We start from the raw sequence: 26965 nt of genomic DNA on the forward strand, positions 1-26965 counted from the left end.
CAAAGTCAATGTCTTAACTTAATGACATTGCGCAATGCGGCTGTTATTTTTTTCTTGGTTAATGTTTCTTGATTAATGTTTCTTAGTTAATGTTATTTTACCTGCACCGTGCCATTTTTAAGATAGGCTCTAAATTCTGGTACCTCCAACATGGCGCTTGGGAAGAAGAAGCGCTCGTCGCCTTGCAGGGTCCCGTTCAAGGCTTTAACCAATGGGCTTAAATGGGAGAGCTCGATCAAGCTGCCATCTTCTTGCATGATTTCAATTTGGCTGTTGGCATTTTTGCCAGTTGGCTTATAAGCGTCGTATGGCTCGTCAAAGGCAGAGTTAAGGCCAGTATAGTAGTCTGGGTCAAAGCCAGCTTCTTGGATTAATTCTTGCAATTTCGGCAAAAGCTGTTTGTTATTTTCCGTGACCGTCACACTGGCCAGGGGCTTTCTGAAGAGGTAGCGCTCAGCCAGGTCGCGTAAGATTGGGTCGCTAGACTCGGTCCACAGGCTGAAGTTGGTTTCCATGACCCCGTCGTTGACCTTTAAGTAGTCCTCTAGGTCCCAGTTGCCAGCTAAAAAGTGGGCCAGACTTGGCGTCACTGGTAAGTCGCCTTGTTGGTAGAGGTGCTGAGCTCTAGTCAAAAGGTGGTGGAGGATCACTTCCATAGAGCGGTTGACCCGGTGGTAGTAGATCTGCTGATACATCTGGTAGCGGGAGACGATGTAGTCTTCTACCGCGTGCATCCCGTTGGCTGTAAAGCAGACGCCCTTTTCATAAGGGCGGATGACCCGCAAGATGCGGGAGAGGTCGAATTCCCCGTAAGAAGCACCGGTAAAGTAGGCATCGCGCAAAAGATAATCCATCCGGTCGGCATCGGCCTGGCTGGAGATCAGCTTGACCACTTGGGGGTCCGGATAGGTCTTGGCAATGACGCTGGCTACGGCCTGAGGGAAGGCCGGGTCAACTTTTCTTAAAGCCTGGTTGACCTCGGTCTTGGGATCTAAGATGATCTTTTGCCCGATCTCTTCGTGGTTGGTGTCAAAGAGGTGCTCAAAGGTGTGTGAATATGGGCCGTGGCCGATGTCATGGAGCAGGCCCGCAATCGACACCAGGAGGTTGTTGTCCGGGTTCCAGAGGCCGTCTCCTGGCTCTTGGCTTGGATATTTTTCGCTAAAAAGATTGCTGATCCGGCGGGCAAGTTCATAAACGCCCAAGTTGTGCTCAAACCGGGTGTGGGTGGCGCCGGGGAAGACGAAGGCGGTTGGGCCCAGCTGCTTGATCCGCCGCATGCGCTGGAATTCTTTAGAGCGGACGACGTCTAAGGCCACTTGGGTGTCTAAGTGAATGTAGCCGTGCACGGGGTCGCGGACAACCACTTCCCGCTTTAATTTGGGGCTGGTAAAGTTAGTCAAAATTTTTCCTCCATTTCTACTTTATTTCTGAAATTGCCAATTAGTGCATTAGCCTATTAGTTTATTGCTTTTATTTTTTTCAAAAAGATACTAAAATATAATTATCTATGCTATAAATATTATAGCAAATGTCGCCAGAGACTGCTGATGAAGGGGGTTAGATCTGAAAAAATGAACAAGGTTAAGATTAGCTTAACAAGCAAGATTACCCAGGCCGGAGAAACCGAAACCATTCGCCAGGAAGCAGAAGGCGAATATTCAGATGACGGCCGCAACAAGCGGATTTTTTATGAAACGGAAAATGTGCCGGTCAAGATGTTGGTCAAAGAGCAAGAACTCTTGATCAGACGCGGCACCGACCATGCCAATTTCTCCCAGATGCAGTTTGTCTTGGGCGAAAAGGGCACGTGCAAGTATGTCGTGGAAGGGCGGCAGCTGGACCTGATGTCTGAAACCAAGCGTCTAGAATTGAAAGAAATTGCCGATGGTCAGCAACTTGAAGTTGAATATGACCTCTTTAGTGGTGTAGACTTAATTGGTAGTTATGCCGTTTCATTGATTTTTGTTTAAATGACGTGTAAAATAGACAAGATTGACATAGAGAGGACGTTCAACCGTGGGATTAGCTGATTTTAAAGACGTAGACCGCAACGAATTATCAATGATTGAAGTTGCGCACGCAATTTTGGAAGACCGTGGCGAAAGAATGGCTTTTGCCGACATCGTTAATGAAGTACAAAAGTACTTGAACAAGAGTGACGAAGAAATTCGCGAACGCTTGCCACAATTTTACACTGACATGAACACTGATGGCCGCTTCATCTCCATGGGGGAAAACGTTTGGGCCCTCAGAACCTGGTTTAAGTTTGAAGCCGTTGACGAAGAAGTTGACCACCCAGAAGACGACGGCGACGAAGCATCTACCCGCAAGCACCACAAGAAGGTTAATGCCTTCTTGGCTACGACTGAAGGCGACGATGTCATCGACTACGAAAACGACGACCCAGAAGACGAAGATCTGGACGCTGACAGCGACGATGATGACGATGACGACGACACCAGCAGCGACGATTACGACTACGATGATGACTGCGACGACAATGAAGACGACGAAGAAGAAGACTCATTGCCAGACGGTATCGAAGGCCAATTGTCACAGCTTGATGACGACGATGACGAAGAATAGGATTTAATCCTTGACTTACAAGCAAAAAATAGTTACTATTTTGCTTGGGCACCCTATGTGCGTTTAGCTCCCTGACTAAAGGGAGCTTTTTTATTATTTTCAAAGGAGAGTTCAATGACCAAGTATATCTTTGTGACTGGCGGCGTAGTTTCATCATTAGGGAAGGGGATCACGGCGTCAAGCATCGGCCGTTTGCTGAAGAACCGCGGCTTAAAGGTGACCATGCAAAAGTTTGACCCATACATCAACATCGACCCAGGTACCATGAACCCATACCAACACGGTGAAGTTTTTGTTACTGACGATGGTACGGAAGCTGACTTGGACTTAGGCCACTACGAAAGATTGGTTGACGTTAGAACCAGCAAGTACTCCAACGTTACTACCGGTAAGATTTACCAAGAAGTCTTGCAAAGAGAACGGCGCGGGGACTACCACGGCGGCACTGTGCAAGTGATTCCTCACGTAACCAACATGATCAAGGAAAAGGTCATGCGGGCTGCCCAAATGACTGATACCGACGTTGTTATTTCCGAAATCGGTGGTACGGTCGGCGACATGGAATCAACGCCATTCATGGAAGCCATCCGGCAAATGCGCCGGGAAGTTGGCTCAGAAAACGTGATGTACGTTCACGTGACCTTCGTGCCATACTTGCGGGCAGCTAAGGAATTAAAGAGTAAGCCAACTCAGCAATCTGTTTCCATGCTACGGTCAATCGGGATTCAGCCAAACATGCTGGTCTTGAGAAGCGAAATGCCAGTACCACAGGAAATGAAGGATAAGATCTCAACCTTTACTGACGTGCCAGTTGACTATATCGTTGAATCTTTGGACGCTCCATCCCTCTTTGACGTGCCTTTGTCTTACCAAGAGCAAGGCGTTGACCAGAAGATCGTTGACTTCCTCCACATTGACAGTCCTAAGCCAGTCGCTGACATGGATGAATGGCGGAGAATGGATGAACGGGCTAAGAGCTTGAAGCACAAGACCAAGATCACCCTGGTCGGCAAGTACGTGGAACTGGAAGATGCCTACATCTCAGTTACTGACGCCCTGCAACATGCCGGCTACCTCTACAACACCAAGATCGAAGTCAACAAGGTGCAAGCTGAAGACATCACTGAAGGCAACGTAGCAGAACTGCTCGGCGACACCCAAGGCTTGATCGTACCTGGTGGCTTTGGCACACGCGGGCTTGAAGGGATGATCACTTCCATCAAGTACGCCCGGGAAAACAACCTGCCATTCCTTGGCATTTGCTTGGGGATGCAGATGGCCAGCGTGGAATTTGCCCGCAATGTCTTGCATTTAGAAGACGCCAACTCAGCTGAAGCTGAACCAAACTGCAAGAACAACATCATCGACCTCATGGCTGACCAGCGCGACCAAGAAAAGATTGGTGGTACCTTGCGTTTGGGTCTCTACCCAGCCATGCTGAAGGCTGGCACCAAGACCCGCGAATGCTACGATGGCCAAGAAGTTATCCAAGAACGTCACCGCCACCGCTACGAATTCAACAACAAGTACCGGGAAGCCTTTGAAAAGGCCGGCTTGACCTTCAGCGGCGTTTCTCCAGACAACCACCTGGTAGAAATCATCGAATTGACGGACAAGAAGTTCTTTGTAGCAGCTCAATACCACCCAGAATTCTTGAGCAGACCAAACCGGCCAGAAGGTCTCTTCAAGGGCTTTATTGGGGCTGCTAGTGGTTTAAGTGTCGACAAGTTCTAATTTTTGTTAGATAATAGATAATAGTGACAAGAGAAGAGCACCCTCTTCTCTTGTTTTTTTGACGAAGATCTATTATCATGATTATGATAATTTGACAAAAGAAAAGGACTACTTTCCCAAATGAAGCAAATGATAATTCACGGAGGGAAACCCCTACAAGGCGATATTTGGATTGGTGGGGCCAAGAACTCAACGGTCGCACTGATTCCAGCATCAATTTTATCCAGAACACCAGTAACTTTAGAATCTGTTCCTAGAATTGCGGATGTTGATAACTTGATGGACCTGCTGAGTGAAATGGACGTTCATTGCAACTTCCAAGAAACGACTCTGCAGATCGATCCTACTGAAATTAAGATGAGTCCCCTACCAGCTGGGAAGATTAAGAGCTTGCGGGCCTCATACTATTTCATGGGCGCTTTGCTTGGCCGCTTTGGCAAGGCAGTTGTAGGCTTTCCCGGTGGGGACGACATTGGCCCGCGTCCCATTGACCAGCACATTATGGGCTTTCAATCACTGGGCGCTGACGTTAGATATGAAAATGAACAGATCGTAATTACCGCTCCTGATGAAGGACTGAAGGGCGCTAGAATTCACCTGAAGATGGCTTCAGTTGGGGCCACGATGAACATTATCATGGCTTCAGTAACGGCCAGTGGCCGAACGGTGATTGAAAACGCCGCTAAGGAGCCAGAAATTATTGACCTGGCCACCTTCTTGAACAACATGGGAGCCAAGATCAGAGGGGCTGGTACGGAAAGCATCAGAATCGATGGCGTTGACCGCTTGGAATCCAAGGTGCCGCACACCATCATCCCTGACCGGATCGAAGCCGGGACTTACATTTCCATGGCTGCCTGCATTGGCAACGGGATTAGAATTCACAACATCATTGCTGAACACCTGGATGCGTTTTTGGCCAAGGTGGAAGAAATGGGCGTGGTGATCGATGCTGACGAAGATTCGCTATTTGTCTATCCAGCCGGGGACCTCAAGATGGTGCAGGTAAAGACCGGGACTTACCCAGGCTTTGCCACTGACTTGCAGCAGCCAATTACGCCGCTCCTGCTCACTGCCAAAACGGGCGAAGGGGTCATCATCGACCCAATCTACCCAAAGCGGAACAAGCACGTGCCAGAATTGCAAAAGCTGGGTGCCTCAATCACCTCGGTGAACAATATCATCCTGGTGCACCCAGGCAGCCACTTGCATGGTGGCGTGGTTCATGCTGACGAAATCCGGGCGGGTGCCTGCTTGATGCTGACTGGCTTGATGATTGACGGCGAGACCGTCATCAACAATGCTGGCAACATCCTGCGGGGCTATGACCGAGTTGAAGAAAAATTGCGCCAAATCGGTGCCGACGTGGTTATCCGCGATGCTGAATAAGAAAAGCTGGCTTAGGCCAGCTTTTTATTTGCTTAGAATGCTTGTCAAAGCGGGCGGTTCGTGGTACTATATTAGAGTTAATCGATTAATCTATGGCCCGCAGAGGGCTATGGCAAAGGAGTTTTAAATTATGAAACAAGGTATTCATCCAGATTATCAAGAAGTTTGCTTCATGGACTCAGCAACTGGTTTTAAGTTTGTTGCCGGCTCAACTTTGAAGTCATCAGAAACTGTTGAATTCGAAGGCAACACTTACCCATTGATCCGTGTTGAAATTTCATCAGATTCTCACCCATTCTACACTGGCAAGCAAAAGTTTGCCGCTGCCGATGGTCGAATCGAACGTTTCAACAAGAAGTACGGCTTCAACAAGAAGAACTAATCGTTCTTTTTACACTAAAAGCAGCCCACTTGGGTTGCTTTTTTTGTTGTAATGGACAATAAACAAAGTATAATAGACTAAGTGTTTAAATTTTTTCTCTAAGGAGCAGTATTTCAATGAAGATGCAGTTGGCGGAAATTGCCCAGGCCTTAAATACCACTTGTGAAGGCGACGCGGAGACGGTCATTACCTCCGTTGCCTTTGATTCAAGAAAGATCAAGGAAGGCGCCTTGTTTGTTCCAATCAAGGGTGAACGCGACGGCCATGACTTTGTCGCTTCCGCAATCGCGGCTGGGGCCAGCGCCACTTTGTGGGAAAAGGGCCACGCAAATAAGCCAGAAGGCATTGCCGTTTTAGAAGTTGCTGACACCTTGAAGGCCATGCAAGACCTGGCTCACTACTACTTGCAAAAGGTCAACCCAACCGTTGTCGGCATTACCGGTTCAAACGGCAAGACCACGACCAAGGACATGGTAGCCGCCGTTTTGGCCAAGCGCTTTAATGTTTATAAGACCCAGGCCAACTTCAACAACGAAATCGGCGTGCCAATGACGATTTTGGAAATGAAGCCAATCACCGAAATCTTGGTTTTGGAAATGGGTATGGACCGGGCAGGGCAACTCCACGAACTGAGCAAGCTGGCTCGGCCTGACGTTGCCGTGATCACCATGATCGGCGAAGCCCACATCGAATTTTTGGGCTCAAGAGCCGGCATTGCTGACGCCAAGATGGAAATCACTGACTTCTTGCAAGAAGATGGCGAATTGATCTACAACGGCGATGAGCCGCTGCTGGTTGAAAGAGCAGAAAAGCTGGCGCAAGACAAGGCAACTTTCGGCTTTGCAGACCAAGACACCATTCATGCTTTGGCCATGCGATCGACCATGCACCACACCTACTTCACGGTGAATGATACTGACCGGGAATTTACAATTCCGATGATTGGCCGCCACAATGTTTCAAACGCCATGGCTGCTATCTTGGTTGGCCGCCACTTTGGCGAAAGCGACGAAGAAATTGCGGCTGGTCTGGCTGGCTTTGTCCCAACTGCTAACCGGATGGAATGGGAAAAGGGCGACTGCGGCGAAGATATCATGAGCGATATCTACAACTCTAACCCAACTGCTGTCAAGGCAGTTACTGCCTCCTTTGGCAAGGTTGACGTGGCCGAAGGAGGCCGCCGGATCGCCGTTTTAGCCGACATGCTGGAACTGGGCAGCCGGTCTAGCGAGCTCCATCGCGACTTGGCAGATAGCCTGGATCCAGACAAGATCAACGTCTTATACCTCTACGGTCCAGAGATGAAGAATTTATACGAGGCCTTGACTGACAAGTATCCTAGCCAAAGCCTGCACTACTACCCAGAAGACGAGATGGGCCATTTGATTGATGACTTGAGAAGCGACATCCGCAGCAACGACATCGTCTTATTGAAGGGCTCACACGGCATGCACTTGGAAAAAGTGCTCGACAGACTGAAATAGGAGAACATTTTTGAAATTTACTGAATTAGGATTGAACGACAATTTGTTAAAGGCGATTAAGCGGTCTGGCTTTGAAGAGGCAACGCCGATTCAAGCCCAAACCATTCCCTTGGCCTTGGCCGGCAAGGACGTGATCGGTCAAGCCCAGACGGGGACCGGTAAGACCGCAGCCTTTGGCTTGCCAATCCTGCAGCAGCTGGATAAGAAGAATAAGGCTATCCAGGCAATTGTGATTGAGCCAACTAGAGAGTTGGCCATCCAGACCCAAGAAGAGCTCTTCCGCTTGGGCAGAGACGAAAAGGCTAAGGTTCAAGTCGTTTACGGCGGAGCCGACATTGGCCGGCAAATTCGCGCTTTAAAGAGCGTTCCGGAAATCTTGGTCGGGACACCAGGGAGACTTTTGGACCACTTAAAGCGCAAGACTATCAAGTTTGACCAAGTCCAAACCGTGGTTTTGGACGAAGCTGACGAAATGCTGGACATGGGCTTTATCCAAGATATCGAAAGCATCTTGACTTACGCCGAAAACCGCAGCCAAACCCTGCTGTTCAGCGCTACTATGCCTAAGCCGATCCAAAACCTGGGCGAAAAGTTCATGAACGATCCAGAAATCGTCAAGATCAAGGCCAAGGAACTGACGGCTGATCTGATCGACCAGTACTTTGTCCGCGTCCGGGAAAATGAAAAGTTCGACATTATGTGCCGGCTGATCGACGTGGAAAACCCAGACCTGGCCGTAGTCTTTGGCCGGACCAAGCGGCGGGTTGATGAATTAACTAGAGGCCTGCAAGCGCGCGGCTACAACGCTGCCGGCATCCACGGGGACTTAACCCAGGCCAAGCGGATGCAGGTCCTCAAGCGCTTTAAGGAAGGCAAGCTGGACATCTTAGTAGCGACTGACGTGGCTGCGCGTGGCTTGGATATTTCCGGGGTTACCCACGTTTACAACTACGACATTCCGCAAGATCCAGATTCTTACGTTCACCGGATCGGCAGAACCGGCCGGGCCGGCAAGACCGGGATGAGCGTCACTTTTGTAACGCCAAACGAAATTGGCTACATGCGGACCATCGAAGCCTTGACAAAAAAGAAGATGTCGCCCCTTCGTCCGCCAACAGATGCCCAAGCCTTTGCTGGGCAGATGAAGCAGGCCGTTGAAAAGGTGGACAACCTGCTTAAGGGCGACCTCAGCAAGTACGACGATGCAGCTGAAAAATTGCTGGAAAACTACTCAGCTGAAGACCTGGCAGCTGCGCTTTTAAAGGAACTGTCCAACGATTCTGACGTTAAGGTCAAGATCACGCCAGAAAAGCCGCTCCCATACCGGGGCAAGCGCCGGGACGGCCACCGTGGCGGCAAGAGCGACCGCGGCCGGAACAAGGGCAAGAACTTCAAGGGCGGCAAGCACTTTGACAAGAAGCGGAATAAGCACGATTTCCGCATCCGGGGCCGGAAGGGCTAGGCTAAATAACAAACTAGTAAAAAATCTTAAAAAGACCGAGTTTTTGACTCGGTCTTTTTTCCTTTGTGCTATCATTTAAAAAGCGTGAGGTGAAAAGATGGTCAAAAATATCGGAATTGATATTATCGAGGTTGAGCGGTTTCGGAAAATTGTGGCAAGAGGCGACAATTTTGCCCAAAAAGTTCTGACTGAAAAAGAATTTGCTCACTACCAAACCCTCACGGAGAAAAGAAAGACTGAATACCTTGGTGGCCGCTTTGCCATCAAAGAGGCTTTTTCCAAAGCTCTCGGCAGGGGGATCGGCAAGGCAGTCGCCTTTCAAGATGTTGAAACGTTAAACAATGAATTAGGTGCTCCCATCACCAGCTCCCGGGTCTTTGAGGGGAAGATTTTTTCCACGATTGCCCATGATGACCACGAAATCGTCGCGGTTATCGTCTTAGAAGAAGAGCCAGGCTGGAAGCGCCTGATGCGGAAGCTGTTAAAGAAATTGTCTTGGAGGAAAAAGTGATTACAGCAGTTAACCGACCAGCGGCCTTGCACATCAACGTGGCCGCGATTAGAGAAAACACCGAGCAGGCCAAGGCCCACTTAAAGCCTGGCCAAAAGCTCTTTTGCGTGGTTAAGGCCAACGCCTACGGGCACGGGGCAGCCAAGCTGGCTCCAGTCATGGAAGAAGAGGGTGCTGATGGCTTTTGCGTAGCGATGCTGGACGAGGGGCTGGAACTAAGAAGAGCCCAAATCGTCAAGCCAATTATCGTTTTGGGCCTGCAGCCGGCTGAGCAAGCCCCGCTAGCAGCCGCTAACGATATTTCCCTGCCAGTCTCCAGCATCGACTGGCTGAAGGCTGCTGAGCCGCTTTTAAGACAAGAAGGCCTGCAGCTGAAGATCCACCTGGCTATTGACTCCGGCATGGGCCGGATCGGCTTTAGCGAAGAAGGCGACTTTAAGGCCGTTAATGCGTATCTGAAAGACAATGACGCTTTCTTTGTGGAAGGGATGTTTACCCACTTTGCCTCAGCTGACTCAAGTGACAGCCACTACTTTGACTACCAGGTCAGCCGCTTCAAGAAGATGGAAAGCCTGCTGACGGTTAAGCCTAAGTGGATCCACGTGGACAACACTGCTGTCAGCCTGTTTGACAAGGACGTCGACAGCGACATCGTCCGCTTCGGGATCGGTCTTTACGGCTTAAACCCATCTTCCGCTCCTGGAGCAGAGGACTTGACGCCGGCCTTTAAATTAACCCCGGCGATGTCTTTTACCAGTGAACTGACCTACGTCAAGCAAATCCACAAGGGCTATGGCGTGGGCTACGGGTCAACTTATGTGGCTGATAGCGATGAATGGATCGGCACCGTGCCAGTTGGCTACGCTGACGGCTGGATCCGCAAGTTCCAGGGCTTTCAGGTCAAGGTTGGGGACGTCTACTGCCCAATCGTGGGCCGGGTCTGCATGGACCAGTTCATGGTTAAATTGCCTAAAGAAATGCCAATCGGCAGTCCGGTTGAGCTGATTTCTGACAACCCTGACGCACCAAACAGCCTGCGCAAGGCGGCTGACTGGCTGGACACCATCCACTACGAAGTAGCCTGCCAGTTAAACGACCGCTTGAAGCGGGTTTATGACAACGAATAGAAAAAATCCTCTGCAAATGCAGAGGATTTTCTTTTTCTAGTTGTGATTTTTTGAAAATTATTCTTCGTTCAAGAAGACGCCGGGCTTGTCTTCGCTCATGATATTCATGCCGGCAGCCAGGTCTTCAACAGCAACGACTGGGTAGCCCTTGCTCTTCAGCTTCTTGCAGATGGCCTTCATTTCGGTTTCGGTCGTTCCTTGTGGCAGGGTGAAGAGAACGCGGCGGACGTACTTGCCATCAAATTGGCCAGCTGGCGCGTCCAAAGTCATGGCCCCAGCCAAGTTGACGTACTTAGAAATAATCTTGGTCATCTTGGTCAAGTTGCCGGAGTCGTTAGTTGACAAAACCGTCAAAACGTAAGCACCAGTCTTCACGTTCCAAGCAGATGACAGCATGTCCAAGAGGCGGGCGTGGGTCAAGATGCCGTAGAAGTTGTTATCATTGTCCAAAACGGCAATGTAAGGCAAGTCCTTGATGGTAAAGAAGACTTGGAAGAATGGGGCGTTGATCTTGATGGTCTTAGTCGCATTCTTCAAGAGGTAGGTTACTGGCAAGGACATGTCGCCGCCTTGGGACTTGTGGCGGTAAATGTGCATCTTGTAGATGTTGCCGCGGAAAATCTTGCCGCTGTCATCCAGAATTGGTACACAGCGGTAGCCGGAGTTTTCCAGCACCTTCAGGGCTTCTTCCAAGGTAGCGTGTTCGTTAACCGTAGTTAAGTAGTCTTTCTTGATCACTAATGATTTGATTAGCATTGGAGAACCTCCATGATTGATTTGTAATAGAATGTAAATGTTTTCTTTGATTGTACTTTTTCATTATAGCATGCAGAAAATCAAAATTAAAGATTGCTTAAATGCGCGAGAAGATAAGATTTTTTGCAGATGTGCTAAAATAAATGAGATATTGTAAACGAGGAGATCATTTGATGAAATTAATCGTCGCTTTGGGCAACCCAGGCCTTAAATATGAAAAAACCAAGCACAACACCGGCTTCATGGCACTGGATTACTACTTAAAAAATCACAACTTGACCTTGAACCGGGACAAGTTTGACGGCCTGTATGCCAAGGAAAAAATTGGCGGGGAAGACGTCATCTTCTTAGAGCCGCAGACTTACATGAACGAATCCGGCAAATCGGTAGCGCCAATGGCCAACTTTTTCAAGATTGATCCGGCAGACATCCTGGTCATTCATGACGACATGGACATGCCGGTGGCTAAGCTCCGCATCCGGGCGGGCGGCAAGTCCGGCGGCCACAACGGCATCAAGAGTATTATCGCTAGTCTGGGCACAGAAAAGTTCAACCGCTTGAAGATCGGGATCAAGCACCCCGACAAGCAAAGCGTTGTTTCTTGGGTCTTGACGCCTTTTGACGCTGACCAGCAAGCCCTGCTGGACCAGAGTTTTGAGACGGTCGACCAGGTGATTGACGACTTTATCGCCGGCAAGAGTGCCCAATATTTGATGAACCGCTACAATTAAGGCAATTGCAGCTAATTTTACTAGTAGAACATAAACATGCAGCTAATTGATTTTGTTAAAAAAGATCAAGCAGTGACGGCATTTATCGCAAAAACGTCCCGGGTGAAGAATTCCCTGATTACAGGAATCGAGCGGGGCGCTTTTGCTGTCTTTTTAGAGGCTCTCTTAGCCATCAGACAGGTGCCCCTGCTTTTGATCGAAGAAAATGAATATAAGGCCCAAGAGCGGTATAACGACTTAAGCCGCCTGTTTGCGGACGCGGACCTGGAAATTTTTAGCCTGGATGGCAACCTGGCTACCCAAACCGCGGTCAGCTCGCCAGAAGAACTGGTCAGCCGGATCCAGGCCCTGAACCTCCTCTTAGAAAAGCGGCCGGGCATCGTGATCGCGACGCCGCAAGGGCTCCAGTATCCCTTGAGCCAGCCAGAAGCTTTTGCTCAAAACCGCCGGCAGTTTCAAGTTGGCGATGAAATTCCTTTAGATCAGCTGGCCAAGTGGCTGCTGCAGGCTGGCTACCGGCGAGAGAGCCTGGTAGCTAAGCCTGGCGAATTTGCCATGCGGGGGGACATCGTTGACGTTTACCCCCTAGACCAAGATAACCCAATCCGGATGGAATTTTTCGGCGATGAAGTTGACACCATCAAGACTTTTGACCTGTCCAGCCAAAAAAGCACGGATGACCTGGAAAAAATCGACCTGCCGGCTGCGATTGACCACGTTTTTCAAGCTGAAGACTTGGAAAAAGCCGCAGCTGCCATTGCTCAGGAGATGACAGACGATTCGGCTGTTGATCTGGAACTGGCTAAGGAAAGCCTGGAACAGGGGCAGCTGCCGGAAAACTACATCCGCTACATCGACTACCTGCAAGAAGACCACTATACCTTGCTGGACTACCTGGCTGCTTCCGGGCTGGTCATTTTTAACGACTGGCAATTAATTGAAGATAGCCAAAAGAGTTTAGATGCCATCAACCAGGATTACCTGGCCCAAGAAGCTGAGCGGGGAGCACTTTTGCCTAAGCAGACCCTCCGCCTGCCCTTTGATTCAGTTTTAAAAAAGGACCAGCACAAGCGGGTTTATACCAGCCTCTTGGCCCACTCCATGGGGCGCCTGCGCTTTGGCCAGCACCTATCTTGGGACACGCGTGAAGCCCAGCAGTTCTTTGGCCAGATGCCGCTGTTAAAAACGGAAGCTGAATCCTACTTAAAGCGGGGCGACACCGTCATCTTGCAGGTGCCCAGCCTCAAGCAGGCCCAGCAGTTCTCCATCAGCTGCCACGACTTTGATCTCCACTTTCCTTTAGTCAAAGGCGACTTTAAAGAAGGACAGGGGCAGATCGTGGTGGGCGGCTATGCCAGCGGCTTTGTCCTGCCGGAAAGTCACCTGGTCTACTTGACGGAGCGGGAGCTTTTTAACCAGGTCAAAAAGCCCAAGAAACGGATCAAGACCCTGGAAAACGCCCAGCGCCTGCGGAGCTATACGGAACTCAAGCCTGGCGACTTCGTCGTCCACGTCAACCACGGGATTGGCCGCTTTGAGGGGATCAAGACCCTAGAAAATGACGGGGTCAAGCGCGACTACATCACCATCACCTACCAAAAGGGCGACCAGCTCTTTGTCCCAGCCGACCAGCTGAGCCTGGTGCAAAAATACGTGGCTTCAGAAGGCAAAACGCCACACATCAACAAATTAGGCGGCAGCGAATGGGCCAAGACCAAGCGCAAGGTCCAAGCCCGGGTTGAGGACATCGCTGACGACCTGATTGATCTTTATTCAAAAAGAGAGTCAGAAAAGGGCTATGCCTTCTCGCCGGACGGCCCTGACCAAGCAGCCTTTGAAGCAGCCTTTCCTTACGAGCCCACGGCTGACCAGCTTAGGGCCAGTGCCGAAATCAAGGCTGATATGGAAAAGCCCAAGCCCATGGACCGACTCTTGGTCGGCGACGTTGGCTTTGGCAAGACGGAGGTCGCCATGCGGGCGGCTTTTAAGGCCATCTGCGACGGCAAGCAAGTGGCTTTCTTGGTTCCAACCACCATCTTGGCCCAGCAGCACTACCAGACCATCAAGGACCGCTTCCGGGACTTCCCGGTCGAAGTGGCGGTCTTGTCCCGGTTCCAAACCAAGAGCGAAAGCAAGGAGATCACGGAAGGGCTGAAGGATGGGTCAATTGATCTCGTTGTCGGCACCCACCGGCTTTTGTCTAAAGACGTAAAGTTTAAGGACTTGGGCCTCTTGATCATCGATGAAGAGCAGCGCTTTGGGGTCAAGCACAAGGAAAAACTCAAGCAGCTGAAGACCAATATCGACGTTTTGACCCTGACGGCCACGCCGATCCCGCGGACCTTGCACATGTCCATGATCGGGATCAGGGACTTGTCAGTCATGGAAACGCCGCCTAAGAACCGTTACCCAATCCAGACCTATGTCTTAGAGCAATTGCCAGCTACGGTCAAAGAGGCCTGCCAACGGGAAATGCAAAGAGGCGGGCAAGTCTTTTACCTCCACAACCGGGTTGGCGACATCGAGGAAACGGTGGGGCGGCTTGAGCAGCTGCTGCCAAATGCCCGGATTGCTTTTGCTCACGGGCAGATGGGGGAAGGGCAGCTGGAGGACATCTTGGCCAGATTTTTAGCCGGGGACTACGACATCTTGGTTACGACCACCATCATTGAAACCGGGATTGACATGCCTAACGTCAACACCCTGATCGTGGAAGATGCCGACCACTACGGCTTAAGCCAGCTCTACCAGTTAAGAGGGCGGATCGGGCGGAGCGCCCGTTTGGCCTATGCCTACTTCCTCTACCAGCCAAACAAGGTCTTAACTGAAGTTGGGGAAAAGCGGCTTGACGCTATCCGGGACTTTACGGAATTGGGGGCCGGCTTCAAGATTGCCATGCGGGACTTGTCTATCCGCGGGGCCGGCAACATGCTAGGCGCCCAGCAGCACGGCTTCATCGACAGCGTCGGCTACGACCTCTACTCCCAGATGCTGGCGGATGCCATTAAAAAGCGGCAGGGCAAGAAGACGGTCGTTAAGTCCAATGCCGAAGTCGACCTGGGTCTTGAGGCTTACATTCCAGACAGCTATATCGCTGACCAGGAACAAAAGATTGAGTTCTACAAGAAGATCAAGGCCATTAATAGCGAGCAAGATCTAGAAGACGTGGAAGATGAGCTTTTGGACCGCTTTGGCGACTACCCAGAGGCGGTGGAAAATCTCTTGAATATCGCGGGCCTCAAGGCGGGATGCGGCTATGCCCAGATCTTGACCATGCAGAAGGTCAAAGACCAGGTCAAGGTGGTCTTTAACGACCACGCTAGCCGCGAACTGGAAGGGCCAAATATCTTTAAGGCCTTAGAACATGTCAGCTTCCGGGCCCGGATCAGCCTGAATCCACAAAAGCGGCTGGTGACGGTCCTGCAGCTGCCAGACAAGCTCAATTACCGCCGCCTTTTTGACGAACTGACGACTTTTGTCAAGGGTGCCGGTGAGATCATTCAAAGATAGCAGCCGAATAGAAGAAAAATTTTAAAAAAGAAAGGCAAGAATATGCGAATCGATAAATTTTTAAAGATTTCCCGTTTAGTCAAAAGACGGACCGTGGCCAAGGAAATGGCCGACCAAGGCCGCGTCAGCGTTAACGGGAAGACGGTCAAGTCCAGCTACAATGTCGTTGTTGGCGATATCATTGCAGTTGCTTACGGAACGCGGGTCGTCAAGGCTCGAGTTTTGGACCTGAGAGAGACGACCAAAAAGTCCGAAGCCGGCGACCTTTACGAGCTGGTTGATTAAAAAGATTTAATGACTTTTTTTGCTAAAACTGTTATACTTAACTTATTATAGTTTTTAGGGATTTAAAGGATAACAGCTTATGGGTAATAATCACCGCAATCAGAAGGTTACTCCCCTTAGACCGGATCAGGAAGTAAGCCTGTTAAAGAAGAAACAAAGAAAGTATCGGGAAGTTCACCGGGTGCGCCGCAACCGGATCATGGCCGTGATCTTGGCTGCTTGTGCCATTTTGACCTTCCAGCTAGTCATGACCAAGAACAACACGCGCAAGGTTGCTGAAGAAGTGAGCCAAAACCAGGCCACCTTGACCAAGATCAAGGCGACTAACCAGACCTTGAAGAACAAGCGCGACGACATGAAGGATACTGACTACGTGGCTAAATTGATCCGCTATAAGTACAAGTACACTAAGAGTGGTGAAAAAGTCTACAACGTTAAGGAAAAGAGCGAAGACAAGTAATGAAATACCAAGTTGGCCAAAGGCTTGACGGCGTGGTCAATAACGTCACTGACTTGGGCGTCTTTGTGACTCTGCCAGGGCGCCGCAGTGGTCTGGTTCACCGCAATGACTTTGGCAGCTCCTGGCAAAGGGAGAAGCCCCGCTTTAAAGAAGGGCAAGAAGTCCGGGTGGTGATCCAGAATATCCGCAAGGGGCGACTGGACTTGTCCTTGTCCCGGGTCAATGACCCTGACTTGCCGGATCCAACTAACCAGTTTACTAGCCTAAAGGCTAAAGACTTTAGCCGGGTCTTAAACGAAGTGGACCAAAAGGCGCAAGAACAGATCAAGAAAATCGAAGCAAGCTTAAATTAAAGACTGGTCCGTCGGGGGCCAGCCTTTTTCTATCGAAACAGCAAAGACAATTGAAGACGATTTAAATCAAGACAAAAGATGGAAATTGAGATCAAAAACTTTTTTATCAAAAATCAGATTCCGCTAGATAGAAAATTCTTGGTCGCGGCTAGCGGGGGACCAGACTCCATGGCCTTAGTGGATCTGCTGCGGCAAATGGGGGTAGATTTGGCAGTCGCCCACTTGGACCACCAAATGCGGGAAGGGAGCGAGCAGGAATCAGTTGTTTTGCAGGACTACTGCAGTAAGTACAATTTGCCCCTTCATGAAACTACTTGGCCGAAAAGTGCTCATCCCCAAAAGGGACTTGAAGCAGCAGCGCGGGACTACCGCTACGCTTTTTTGGAAAAAACGGCTGACAAAATTGGGGCCAGGTATCTGCTGACCGCCCACCACGGGGATGACCTGCTGGAAAACATCATGATCAAGTTTTTGCGGTCGGGTATTCCCCGGGAAATGGCCAGCTTAAAAGCCGTTAGCCACAGAAAAGATCTGATCGTCTTAAGGCCGCTTCTGCCTTACAGCAAGGCTGACTTGCTGGCTTATGTGGAAAAGAAAAATATTCCGTACGTGGTCGACCAGACGAACAATGAGGCGATTACGGTCCGCAACCGGCTGAGGAAGCAAGTGATCCCCCTTTTAAAGGCGGAAAATCCCGACTTGATCAAAAATGCCTTGCGCTTCAGCCAAGAAGTGGGGGCAACTGAAGCTTTTTTGGCCCGGCAGACCAGGTCCCTGCCAGACTTTACCGAACTCCTGGGGGCGATCCGGATTGATCAGGAAAAAATGGCCTGTGATCTGGAAATAGAAAAGGCTTACCTAGAGGATTTAATCGAAAAGAAGTACAATGAAAGGGTACAGCTGAACCGAGCACTTCTTGCAGCGAAAAAGACCCAAGAAAAGGGTGGACTGCGGATCCAGTTTTACCAGCAGTATTGCTGGATCTACCCGGTAAAAGAAATTGCCGAGCAAAAGCAGCAATCTATTAAGCTAGACCAGCCTTTTGTCTTTCAAGGCCGCAGTTTTCAGCTGACTGTTGAGAAAGCTGCTGGAAGTAAGGCTAAAAAGCTTGTAGCAGTTTTACCTTTAAAGAAAAAAATGGCCAAAGAAATAGAAAATATTTCCTTTGGCAGCCTGCCTGTGGGACAAAAAGTCCGCCTGCCAGACGGTCACCATGCTAAAAATAAAAAGCTTTTTGCGGAAAAAGGTATTCCCAGCTCCTTGAGGAGCCGGTGTCTAGCCATGATGGCCGGACAAGAAGTGCTTTTTATTGAACACTGCTACCAGCTAAGAGAGGAAAATGGGTCAAAAATGTATTTGTACGAGCTTGACCTTGGAGCTAAAGAGCGTTCTTTAAGCAATTAGGATAAAGAAGCATAAAGCTTTGTAAAATCTTCGATTGTTGCCGCTTTTTATGTTAGAATTTGATAAGTAATTCTTCGATCTGACGGAGGTCATTTATGAAAAATAATCGGAATCGACTATTTAGCAATGGTCTATTCTATATAGTCGTATTTTTGCTTCTCCTCTGGGGAATCAATTGGGCCATTGGTGGCAGCTCGTCAACTGGGGCAACTGAAAACATCAGCTACTCTCATTTCGTCAAAAAGCTGCGCCAAGGCAAGATCAAGGACTTTAACGTCCAGCCATCTAACGGTGTTTACTCAGTTACTGGTACTTACAAGTCAAGCACGACCAGTTCTTCAAGCAATTCAGATATCTTTGGCACCGGCTCTTCGTCAAAGGTAACTGGCTTCTCCACCACCATGCTGGAAAACGACTCCAGCGTGAAGACGGTGCAAGACCTGGCTCAAAGTAACGGCGTGAAGATGAGCAGCCAAGGGGAATCCCAGTCAAGCAACTGGATCTCCACCATTATTATGCTGGTGCCAACCGTTTTGTTCATCGTGATGATGGTCATGATGATGAATCAAGGCGGCCGGGGCAACGGCAATGGCATCATGAACTTTGGCCGCTCCAACGTGAAGCCACAAGATCCAAAGAAGAACAAGGTTCGCTTTGACGACGTGGCTGGTGAAGAAGAAGAAAAGCAGGAACTGGTGGAAGTTGTTGAATTCTTGAAGAATCCAGCCAAATACACCAAGTTAGGTGCCAGAATTCCATCTGGTGTCCTGCTTGAGGGGCCTCCTGGTACTGGTAAGACCCTTTTGGCTAAGGCGGTTGCCGGTGAAGCAGGCGTTCCATTCTTCTCTATCTCTGGTTCTGACTTCGTCGAAATGTTCGTCGGTGTCGGTGCCAGCCGTGTCCGGGACCTCTTTAACAATGCCAAGAAGAACGCGCCAAGTATCATCTTCATCGACGAAATCGACGCCATCGGTCGTCAGCGTGGCAATGGCCAAGGTGGCGGCAACGATGAACGGGAACAGACCTTGAACCAACTTTTGGTTGAAATGGACGGTTTCGAAGGTGATGAAGGCGTCATCGTCATGGCTGCTACCAACCGGTCTGACGTTTTGGACCCAGCCTTGACCCGTCCAGGTCGTTTTGACCGGAAGGTCTTGGTTGGCCGCCCAGACGTTAAGGGCCGTGAAGCTATCTTGCGCGTTCACGCCAAGAACAAGCCACTTGCTTCTGACGTTGACTTGAAGGAAGTTGCCCGTCAAACCCCTGGTTTTGTTGGTGCTGACCTGGAAAACGTCTTGAACGAAGCAGCCTTGGTTGCTGCCCGCAGAAACGGCAATGAAATTACCGCAGCTGATATCGACGAAGCTGAAGACCGGGTAATTGCTGGTCCTGCCAAGAAGGATCGGATGATTTCCCAAAAGGAACGCGAAAGAGTTGCCTTCCACGAAGCTGGGCACTCTATCTGTGGTCTGGTCTTGAGCGACTCTAGAACGGTTCGGAAGGTTACCATCGTGCCTCGTGGCCGGGCAGGCGGCTACAACATCATGCTTCCTAAGGATGACCAATTCATCTTGACCAAGAAGCAGCTCTTTGAGCAAATCGTTGGTTTGATGGGTGGGCGTGCCGGTGAAGAAGTCGTTGTCGGCGACCAATCAACTGGGGCTTCAAACGACTTTGAACAAGCAACTGCCATTGCCCACAGCATGGTGGTCAACTACGGGATGACCGATGAACTGGGGATGGTTGAGCTAGAAAAGGAAGTCGAAGGCATTCCTTACGGCATGAAGCCATACAGTGAAACGACTGCAGCCAAGATCGACGAAGCAGTGAAGAAGATTTTGGATGATGCTCACGCTAAGGCGGTTGAAATCGTTGAAAACAACCGTGAAAAGCACCGGATCATTGCCGAAGCCTTGCTCAAGTACGAAACTTTGGATGAAAAGCAAATCTACTCACTGTACAAGACTGGCAAGATGCCTGAAAAGTCTCAAGAAGAATTCCCATCTGAAGCCAAGGCCTTAAGCTACGAAGAAGCTAAGGAAGCTGCCCAAAAGAAGGCAGAAGAAAAGGCTGAAGAAGGCCGCCGCGAAGAAGCTGAAAAGGCTGAAGCCTTGAAGACGCCATCAGAAAGTGATCGCCAAGTCAAGGAAACGCCAGTTGTGCTTGAAAAGAAGGTTATCCCAAAGGAAGACCTGGACAAGCTGACTGAATCAGCCGTTAAGACGCCAAGTGAAGACGACTTAGCAAACAAAGAAAAAGCAGAAAAGCCTAGCGAGGATCAAGAAGCTGATCAAAACAAGGATCAAGACGATTCAAGCCAGGATGAATAAGAGAAATAGAGCCGGCAACGGCTCTATTTTTATGGAGGAAGAAACATGAACGATTACTTAGTTAGAGCCTTGAGCGCCAGCAAGAATCTGCGCCTTTTGGCCGTAACCGGGAAAGATTTAGTAGCTGAAGCCCAAGAGCGCCACGACACTTGGTCAGCCTCATCTGCCGTTTTGGGCAGAACCCTGCTGGGGGCAGTATTGCTGGCAGCGGCTGATTTAAAGGGCAAGCAAGAATTAACGGTGCGGCTGCTAGGCAACGGTCCAGTTGGGGCAACTGTCGTAACGGCTCAATCTGACCTGACGGTGAAGGGCTACATCCAAAACAACCACATCGCCTTGCCAGCTAAAGAAGATGGCCACATCGACGTGAAAAAGGCCGTTGGCCAAGGCTGGCTGCAAGTTACCAAGGACTTAGGCCTCAAGCAGCCTTACACCGGGGAAGTGCCAATCGTGTCTGGTGAAATTGCTGAAGACTTTACTTACTACCTGGCTAAGTCAGAACAAGTGCCTTCAGCCGTTGGCTTGTCCGTTTTCGTCAACCCCAACAACACGATTGGGGCTGCAGGCGGCTTTTTGCTGCAAGCCTTGCCAGGGGCAACTGACGAAGAATTGAAGGAAGCTGAAGAAAGAATCAAGGAATTGCCGCAGCTCTCCAGCGCCTTTTTGGACGGGATGACCCCGGAAGACTTGGCGAAGAAGATCTTGGGCGACGACTTGAAGATCTTGGAAACGGCGCCGGTTAAGTACTACTGCGACTGCTCTAAGGAAAAGTACGCCAAGCTCTTGGCAACCTTGAAGCCAGCCCAGCTGGAAGCCATGATCAAGGAAGATCACGGGGCAGAATTAGTCTGCAACTTCTGCGGCGACAAGTACCAGTTTAGTGAAGATGAACTGAAGGACGTTTTGGCGAAGAAGACTAACGAAGCTGAATAGTCTAGAAAGAAAGCATCTATGGATTTATCCTAGTAACCGATTTGAAAGTCCGCTAAAAAAGTATTGGTGAAATTAACAAGAAATCCACTTGTGCAAAAAATTCTCTCTTTTTTGAGAGAATTTTTTTGTGGATATTTATAATTTGTCCTTTACTAATTTTCTTGTTATTATATATAAGTTGTAACTGAGAAAGGAGCCTACTGATGGCAAAGGACAATACTTGGAAGATTCGCGAGATCGAAATCCCTAACCGGGTGGTCGTTGCGCCGATGGCCGGCGTTTCCAACATGGCTTTTCGGAAAGTCTGCAAGGAATTTGGTGCCGGGATGGTTGTCTGCGAAATGATCTCTGATCATGGCATTATCTATGGCAACCAAAAGACCATGAGCATGCTGGACGTGGACCCTAATGAGCACCCGATGAGCATCCAGATTTTTGGCGGGACCGAAGACAGCCTTTTGCAGGCAGCCCAATACATTGACCAGCACACCGATGCCGACATTATCGACATCAACATGGGCTGTCCGGTGCCCAAAGTTACCAAGACCGACGCTGGCTCTAAATGGCTCCTTGACTCAAACAAGATCTACCAAATGGTCCACAAGGTGGTCCAGAATGTGGAAAAGCCAGTTACCGTCAAAATGCGGATTGGCTGGGACAGAAAGCACATCTTCGCTGTGGAAAACGCCCTGGCTGCTCAAGAAGCCGGCGCATCCATGATCGCCATGCACGGCCGGACCAGAAAGCAGATGTACCAAGGCGAAGCCGACTGGGAAACCCTGCATGACGTAGCCCAAGTCTTGGACGTGCCTTTTGTGGCTAACGGCGACATTGCTACGCCAGAACTGGCTAAAAAGGCCCTGGATGAAATCGGCGCGACTGCCGTCATGGTCGGCCGGGCAGCCTTGGGCAATCCTTGGATCTTAAAGGATATGGTCCACTACCTGGAAACTGGGGAAAGATTGCCTGAGCAAACCGTGCGTGAAAAGGTAGCAACCGCCAAGCACCAGCTGCAAGAACTGGTGGATTTGCATGGGGAAAAGCGGGCCGTACCCGAATTTCGGCAACAAGCCGCATATTATTTGAAGGGAATTCCCCGTTCAGCCCGGACTCGTGCTAAAATAAATGAGGTCTGGACGCGGCAAGAAGTCGAAGACTTGCTTGATGACTTCGTCGAAACTTATGAAAAGCGCGAAAAAGCTAAGGCCGCTCGCAAGGCTAATACAGAAACTAATTAATGGAGGATAACACGTTGGCAAAGAACGAAATTAACGATCAATTGCTTGTTCGTCGTCAAAAGCTAGAAGAACTTAAGGAAATGGGCATCGAACCTTTCGGCCGCAAATACGACCGTGAAGCCTTGGCCCGGGACCTGGACGAAAAGTACCTTGGCTTAGACAAGGATGAATTGAACGCTGACATGCCTAAAACCAAGATTGCTGGTAGAATGCTGGCCAAGCGTGGCAAGGGTAAGGTTGGCTTTGCTGACCTCTACGACAGAAGCGGCAAGATCCAGATCTACGTTCGGAAGGACATCGTTGGCGAAGACAACTACCAAATCTTCAAGAAGGCCGACCTCGGCGACTTCTTGGGTATTGAAGGGGAAGTTTTCAAGACTGACAGCGGCGAATTGTCTGTTCGCGCTCAACACGTTACCTTCTTGTCCAAGGCCCTGCGTCCACTTCCTGACAAGTACCACGGCTTGAAGGACGTTGAAGCTATCTACCGTCAGCGTTACCTGGACCTGATCACCAACCGGGAAAGCTACAACCGCTTTGTCAACCGGACTAAGATCATCCAAGCCATTCGCGACTACTTGAACGGTCAAGACTTCTTGGAAGTTGAAACTCCAGTTTTGCACAACATCCCTGGTGGTGCCGAAGCACGTCCATTCATTACCCACCACAATGCCTTGGACATCAACCTTTACATGCGGATCGCCTTGGAATTGCCTTTGAAGCGGTTGATCGTCGGCGACATGGAAAGAGTTTACGAAATCGGCCGGGTCTTCAGAAACGAAGGGATGGACTTAAAGCACAACCCTGAATTTACTGAACTGGAAACCTACGCTGCTTACTACGACTTCCACGATGTCATGGACGAAGCTGAAGGCATCATCAGAGCTGCTGCTAAGGTGGTTTCTGAAGATGGCAAGATCAACTACCAAGGTACTGACTTAGACCTGGGCAAGCCATTCCGCCGCGTGCACATGGTTGACCTGATCAAGGAATTGACCGGCGTTGACTTCTGGCAGCCAATGACTTTGGAACAAGCCCGCAACATTGCGGCTGACCACCACATTGAAGTTGAGCCTTACTGGCAAGTAGGTCACATCATCAACGCCTTCTTTGAAGAATATGGTGAAAAGTCCATCGTTGACCCAACCTTTGTTTACGGTCACCCAGTTGAAGTGTCACCGCTGGCTAAGAAGAACGCTGATGATCCACGCTTCACTGACCGTTTCGAAATCTTCATCATGGGTAACGAATACGGCAACGCCTTCTCCGAATTGAACGACCCGCTCGACCAAAGAGAACGGTTTGAAGCCCAAATGGCTGAACGTGACGCTGGTAACGACGAAGCTGACATCATCGACGAAGACTACCTGAGAGCCATGGAATACGGTATGCCACCTACGGGTGGTCTGGGCATCGGGATTGACCGTTTGGTCATGCTCTTGACCAACGCAGCATCCATTCGTGACGTCCTGCTCTTCCCAACCATGCGTCCAGAAAAGATCGTTGACGAAGAAAAGAATATTAACTTAGACAAGTAATAGTATTATAAAAATATCACTATGCAAAAAGTCCGCTTATCCTTGTTGATAGGCGGGCTTTTTGCTTGGAAAGAGTGAAAAATTACTAGAAAGTCTTTTAAATTAGTGCATTTATTATAATGATCTGCTAAAATGGATATAATTTAAACTAGCGGTTACTAGGAGAGGTTAAATCTTTTGACGACTTATAAGCACTTGCTCTTGTTAATGACGACAATTTTGGCAATTGGCGCGGCCTTTTTGGCTTTAAACGACGGCTTGGACCTGCTTTTGGCAGATAATTATCTGCCGGCGGCCCTGTCGGCTGGGGTAGCCCTTTGCTATTTTTTGGCGCCCGTTTTTCTCTGGACTAAACTGAAAAAAGAGCTCTTTTACCTCTACAGCGGCATCTTCTTCCTGCTGACGGCGCTTTTGCTGGTGACCCATTTTAGTCTCTTTTTCTTGGCCGGCTTCTTTTTCCTAGGCGGAGTCTGGCTGCTGCAAAGCGACCAAACCATCCAGCTCTGGCTGGGCTTCATCCTGCTGCTGGTTAGCGCTGGCCTGGCCATGGCCCAGCACTCCTTTACTTTGTTTCAGTAAAATAGATTGACTTTACTTTAAATGGGGTTATAATTTAAATACAAATTAAAGGCTCATGAATTGCCGTTTATCGCCTTTAATTTGCAGAATAGGACTTGTCGCCAGGAAGCACGCGTAAGCTTTCTGGTTTTTGTTTGCCTTTTTTGCGAAAAAATCTGAAAAGCCGTTGACAATGAAAAAAGCCTTGGTATACTTAGATATAAATTAAAGATTAATGAAGGAAGGAGAACCCGCGATGTTAGTATTTGTAAATGCAGCCATGATGATGTCAATGATGGTTATGCTGATGTGCAGCATGACTTCTTTGCGATACCAGCGGGCTCACCGGCATTAGTCTAGCGCATAGCGCGATGTTAATGAAATGCTCAAGCCGCCCGCTGAGGGCGGTTTTTATTTTCGTTAATTTGATTGATTTGATTTACTAGAAAGGCAATTATGGGCAGACAAAGGTATCAGCAAACCAAGCGCTGGCTCATTTACTGGCGCGGGGCCGCAATTGGCACAACAGCCATGTAGAACTGTATTTTAATTAGCATTTTTTCAAAAGTAAAAAAGATCAAATAGCGAGTCTAACAGACTAGACCCGACGATCCAAAACTAATTTTAAATACAGTGAGGTAACAATTATGAGCAAGGCACCAATCAGCAACGAAGGTTTATCATTTGAAACATTGCAGGTCCACGCAGGCCAACCGATCGACGAGACCGGTGCCCGGGCGGTTCCAATTTACCAAACGACCTCTTACGTCTTTGACGACGCCGACCAAGCAGCCGGCCGCTTTGCCTTGACGGATGCGGGCAACATTTACACCCGCTTGACCAACCCAACCACGGCCGTCTTTGAAAACCGGGTGGCTGCCCTTGAAGGCGGCAACGGCGGCGTCGCCTTGGCAACTGGGGCTGCTGCCATTACCGCAGCTATCTTGAACGTAGCTGGCGCCGGCGATGAAATCGTCTCTGCGTCAACGGTCTACGGCGGGACCTACGACCTATTTGCTCAAACTTTGCCGCCGCTTGGCATCAAGACCCATTTCGTTGATCCAAGCGACCCAGCCAACTTTGAAAAGGAAATCAATGAACATACCAAGGTGGTTTACGCTGAAACCATCGGCAACCCGAATGCCAACTTGATTGACATTGACGCTGTAGCCGAAATCGCCCACAAGCATGGGGTCTTGGTCATCATCGACAACACCTTTGCAACTCCATACCTTTACCGGCCATTTGAACACGGGGCAGACGTCGTTGTCCACTCTGCTACCAAGTTCTTCGGCGGCCACGGGACCACGATGGGCGGGGTCGTTGTGGAAAGCGGCAAGTTTGACTATGCAGCCTCTGGCCGCTACCCAGGCTTTACCAATCCTGATCCTTCTTACAAGGATGTAACCTGGAGCCAGATCCCAGCCGCCTTTACCACCAAGATTCGTGCTACTGTCTTGCGGGACACCGGGGCAGCCCTCAGTCCATTCAACGCCTTCTTGCTCTTGCAAGGCCTTGAAAGCTTGTCTCTTCGAGTAGAACGCCACGTTTACAATGCGGAAAGAGTGGCAGAATTTTTAGCCAACCATCCAAAAGTTGCATGGGTACACTATCCAAAATTGGCAGACAGCCCCGACCATGCCTTGGCTGAACGCGACTTTCCTAAGGGCGCCGGCTCAGTCTTCACCTTTGGTCTCAAGGGCGGGGCAGAAGCCGGCAAAAAGCTGATTTCTAACTTAAAGCTCTTCAGCCTCTTGGCCAACGTGGCCGATGCCAAGTCCTTGATCATCCAGCCAGCAACCACGACTCACGCGCAATTGAATGACGAAGAATTGGCTAGCGTGGGCATTACCCCAGATTTGATCCGCTTGTCAATCGGGGTGGAAAACATCAATGACCTCTTGGCCGACCTTAAGCAAGGCTTAGACAAGCTGGATTAAGCCTTAAGAAATATCGAAAAAATCCTCTTAATAGTATAGTAAAAATACCAATAACTACAAAATAACAACTAACAACAGACTCAGAAACTTACAAAAACAGCGAAACGAAATATGAAGTACGACTCTTGCCCAGCGGCAGGAGTCTTATTTTGATTTTTAGCAAAAATAAGCCGAAAAGTGCTTGCACAAGTCGTCGTTTTTGATTATCCTAATAATTGTGTTGCGGAAGTAGTTCAGTGGTAGAACATCAC

23 protein-coding genes are annotated in these 26965 nt (G+C 49.5%); 21 read left to right on the plus strand and 2 right to left on the minus strand.

Going from position 1 to position 26965, the window contains the following annotated elements; all coding sequences use genetic code 11:
* Positions 1 to 92 precede the first annotated feature (92 nt).
* A complete protein-coding gene (locus tag FC20_RS06420; protein WP_008462626.1) occupies positions 93 to 1403 on the minus strand; it encodes an HD domain-containing protein in 1311 nt (436 codons plus the stop codon).
* Positions 1404 to 1574: 171 nt separating this feature from the next.
* Between FC20_RS06420 and FC20_RS06425 the strand changes: the two genes are divergently transcribed.
* From FC20_RS06425 to alr, 9 genes are all read left to right on the plus strand, one after another.
* On the plus strand, positions 1575 to 1973 hold the full coding sequence (locus tag FC20_RS06425) for a YwiB family protein (RefSeq protein ID WP_008462628.1): 399 nt from the start codon (positions 1575 to 1577) through the stop codon (positions 1971 to 1973).
* A gap of 46 nt (positions 1974 to 2019) precedes the next feature.
* Positions 2020 to 2589: a DNA-directed RNA polymerase subunit delta gene (gene rpoE / locus FC20_RS06430; protein ID WP_008462629.1), complete on the plus strand. Its 570-nt coding sequence runs from the start codon at positions 2020 to 2022 to the stop codon at positions 2587 to 2589.
* Between the two features lie 114 nt (positions 2590 to 2703).
* Positions 2704 to 4323, plus strand: coding sequence for a CTP synthase (locus FC20_RS06435; protein ID WP_008462632.1), 1620 nt, complete (start codon positions 2704 to 2706; stop codon positions 4321 to 4323).
* Between the two features lie 120 nt (positions 4324 to 4443).
* The gene (locus FC20_RS06440; RefSeq protein ID WP_008462634.1) at positions 4444 to 5712 is read left to right on the plus strand and encodes a UDP-N-acetylglucosamine 1-carboxyvinyltransferase; all 1269 of its coding nucleotides are present in this window, start codon (positions 4444 to 4446) and stop codon (positions 5710 to 5712) included.
* Positions 5713 to 5842: 130 nt separating this feature from the next.
* A complete protein-coding gene (locus tag FC20_RS06445; RefSeq protein ID WP_003612793.1) occupies positions 5843 to 6094 on the plus strand; it encodes a type B 50S ribosomal protein L31 in 252 nt (83 codons plus the stop codon).
* A 116-nt stretch (positions 6095 to 6210) separates the two neighbouring features.
* Positions 6211 to 7578 (plus strand): UDP-N-acetylmuramoyl-tripeptide--D-alanyl-D-alanine ligase, encoded by a 1368-nt coding sequence (locus FC20_RS06450; RefSeq protein WP_054667863.1) that lies wholly within the window; start codon positions 6211 to 6213, stop codon positions 7576 to 7578.
* A gap of 10 nt (positions 7579 to 7588) precedes the next feature.
* On the plus strand, positions 7589 to 9040 hold the full coding sequence (gene cshA, locus FC20_RS06455) for a degradosome RNA helicase CshA (RefSeq protein ID WP_008462643.1): 1452 nt from the start codon (positions 7589 to 7591) through the stop codon (positions 9038 to 9040).
* A 97-nt stretch (positions 9041 to 9137) separates the two neighbouring features.
* Positions 9138 to 9551, plus strand: a complete 414-nt coding sequence (gene acpS, locus FC20_RS06460; RefSeq protein ID WP_008462645.1) for a holo-ACP synthase — start codon at positions 9138 to 9140, stop codon at positions 9549 to 9551.
* A complete protein-coding gene (gene alr, locus FC20_RS06465; protein WP_054667866.1) occupies positions 9548 to 10678 on the plus strand; it encodes an alanine racemase in 1131 nt (376 codons plus the stop codon). The genes acpS and alr overlap by 4 nt, the downstream gene beginning before the upstream one ends.
* Positions 10679 to 10735: 57 nt before the next feature.
* Here alr and cbpA read toward each other — a convergent pair whose 3' ends face one another.
* On the minus strand, positions 10736 to 11434 hold the full coding sequence (cbpA, locus tag FC20_RS06470) for a cyclic di-AMP binding protein CbpA (RefSeq protein ID WP_008462654.1): 699 nt from the start codon (positions 11432 to 11434) through the stop codon (positions 10736 to 10738).
* 173 nt (positions 11435 to 11607) lie between these two features.
* Between cbpA and pth the strand changes: the two genes are divergently transcribed.
* The 12 genes from pth to FC20_RS06530 all read left to right on the plus strand — a co-directional run bounded on the left by pth (position 11608) and on the right by FC20_RS06530 (position 26714).
* Complete coding sequence (pth, locus tag FC20_RS06475; protein WP_008462656.1) at positions 11608 to 12165, plus strand: aminoacyl-tRNA hydrolase; 558 nt, start codon at positions 11608 to 11610, stop codon at positions 12163 to 12165.
* A 36-nt stretch (positions 12166 to 12201) separates the two neighbouring features.
* Entirely contained in the window at positions 12202 to 15675 is a 3474-nt protein-coding gene (gene mfd, locus FC20_RS06480) for a transcription-repair coupling factor (RefSeq protein WP_008462658.1), read from the plus strand.
* Between the two features lie 42 nt (positions 15676 to 15717).
* Positions 15718 to 15960 (plus strand): RNA-binding S4 domain-containing protein, encoded by a 243-nt coding sequence (locus FC20_RS06485; RefSeq protein WP_008462659.1) that lies wholly within the window; start codon positions 15718 to 15720, stop codon positions 15958 to 15960.
* A gap of 79 nt (positions 15961 to 16039) precedes the next feature.
* Positions 16040 to 16420: an FtsB family cell division protein gene (locus FC20_RS06490; RefSeq protein ID WP_008462661.1), complete on the plus strand. Its 381-nt coding sequence runs from the start codon at positions 16040 to 16042 to the stop codon at positions 16418 to 16420.
* Positions 16420 to 16773, plus strand: coding sequence for a S1 RNA-binding domain-containing protein (locus FC20_RS06495; protein ID WP_008462662.1), 354 nt, complete (start codon positions 16420 to 16422; stop codon positions 16771 to 16773). Before FC20_RS06490 ends, FC20_RS06495 begins: the two co-directional genes overlap by 1 nt.
* Positions 16774 to 16851: 78 nt before the next feature.
* Positions 16852 to 18177, plus strand: a complete 1326-nt coding sequence (tilS, locus tag FC20_RS06500; protein ID WP_008462665.1) for a tRNA lysidine(34) synthetase TilS — start codon at positions 16852 to 16854, stop codon at positions 18175 to 18177.
* Between the two features lie 95 nt (positions 18178 to 18272).
* On the plus strand, positions 18273 to 20507 hold the full coding sequence (gene ftsH, locus FC20_RS06505; RefSeq protein ID WP_008462667.1) for an ATP-dependent zinc metalloprotease FtsH: 2235 nt from the start codon (positions 18273 to 18275) through the stop codon (positions 20505 to 20507).
* Positions 20508 to 20552: 45 nt separating this feature from the next.
* The gene (gene hslO / locus FC20_RS06510) at positions 20553 to 21440 is read left to right on the plus strand and encodes an Hsp33 family molecular chaperone HslO (protein WP_008462669.1); all 888 of its coding nucleotides are present in this window, start codon (positions 20553 to 20555) and stop codon (positions 21438 to 21440) included.
* Positions 21441 to 21643: 203 nt separating this feature from the next.
* Complete coding sequence (gene dusB / locus FC20_RS06515; protein WP_008462670.1) at positions 21644 to 22678, plus strand: tRNA dihydrouridine synthase DusB; 1035 nt, start codon at positions 21644 to 21646, stop codon at positions 22676 to 22678.
* Positions 22679 to 22692: 14 nt separating this feature from the next.
* Positions 22693 to 24216, plus strand: a complete 1524-nt coding sequence (gene lysS, locus FC20_RS06520; protein WP_154486209.1) for a lysine--tRNA ligase — start codon at positions 22693 to 22695, stop codon at positions 24214 to 24216.
* A gap of 177 nt (positions 24217 to 24393) precedes the next feature.
* Positions 24394 to 24795: a hypothetical protein gene (locus tag FC20_RS06525; RefSeq protein WP_008462673.1), complete on the plus strand. Its 402-nt coding sequence runs from the start codon at positions 24394 to 24396 to the stop codon at positions 24793 to 24795.
* Positions 24796 to 25421: 626 nt separating this feature from the next.
* Entirely contained in the window at positions 25422 to 26714 is a 1293-nt protein-coding gene (locus tag FC20_RS06530; RefSeq protein ID WP_054667860.1) for an O-acetylhomoserine aminocarboxypropyltransferase/cysteine synthase family protein, read from the plus strand.
* The last annotated feature ends 251 nt before the right edge of the window (positions 26715 to 26965 follow it).

This window comes from Lactobacillus equicursoris DSM 19284 = JCM 14600 = CIP 110162 (assembly GCF_001434815.1).
GTDB lineage: Bacteria > Bacillota > Bacilli > Lactobacillales > Lactobacillaceae > Lactobacillus > Lactobacillus equicursoris.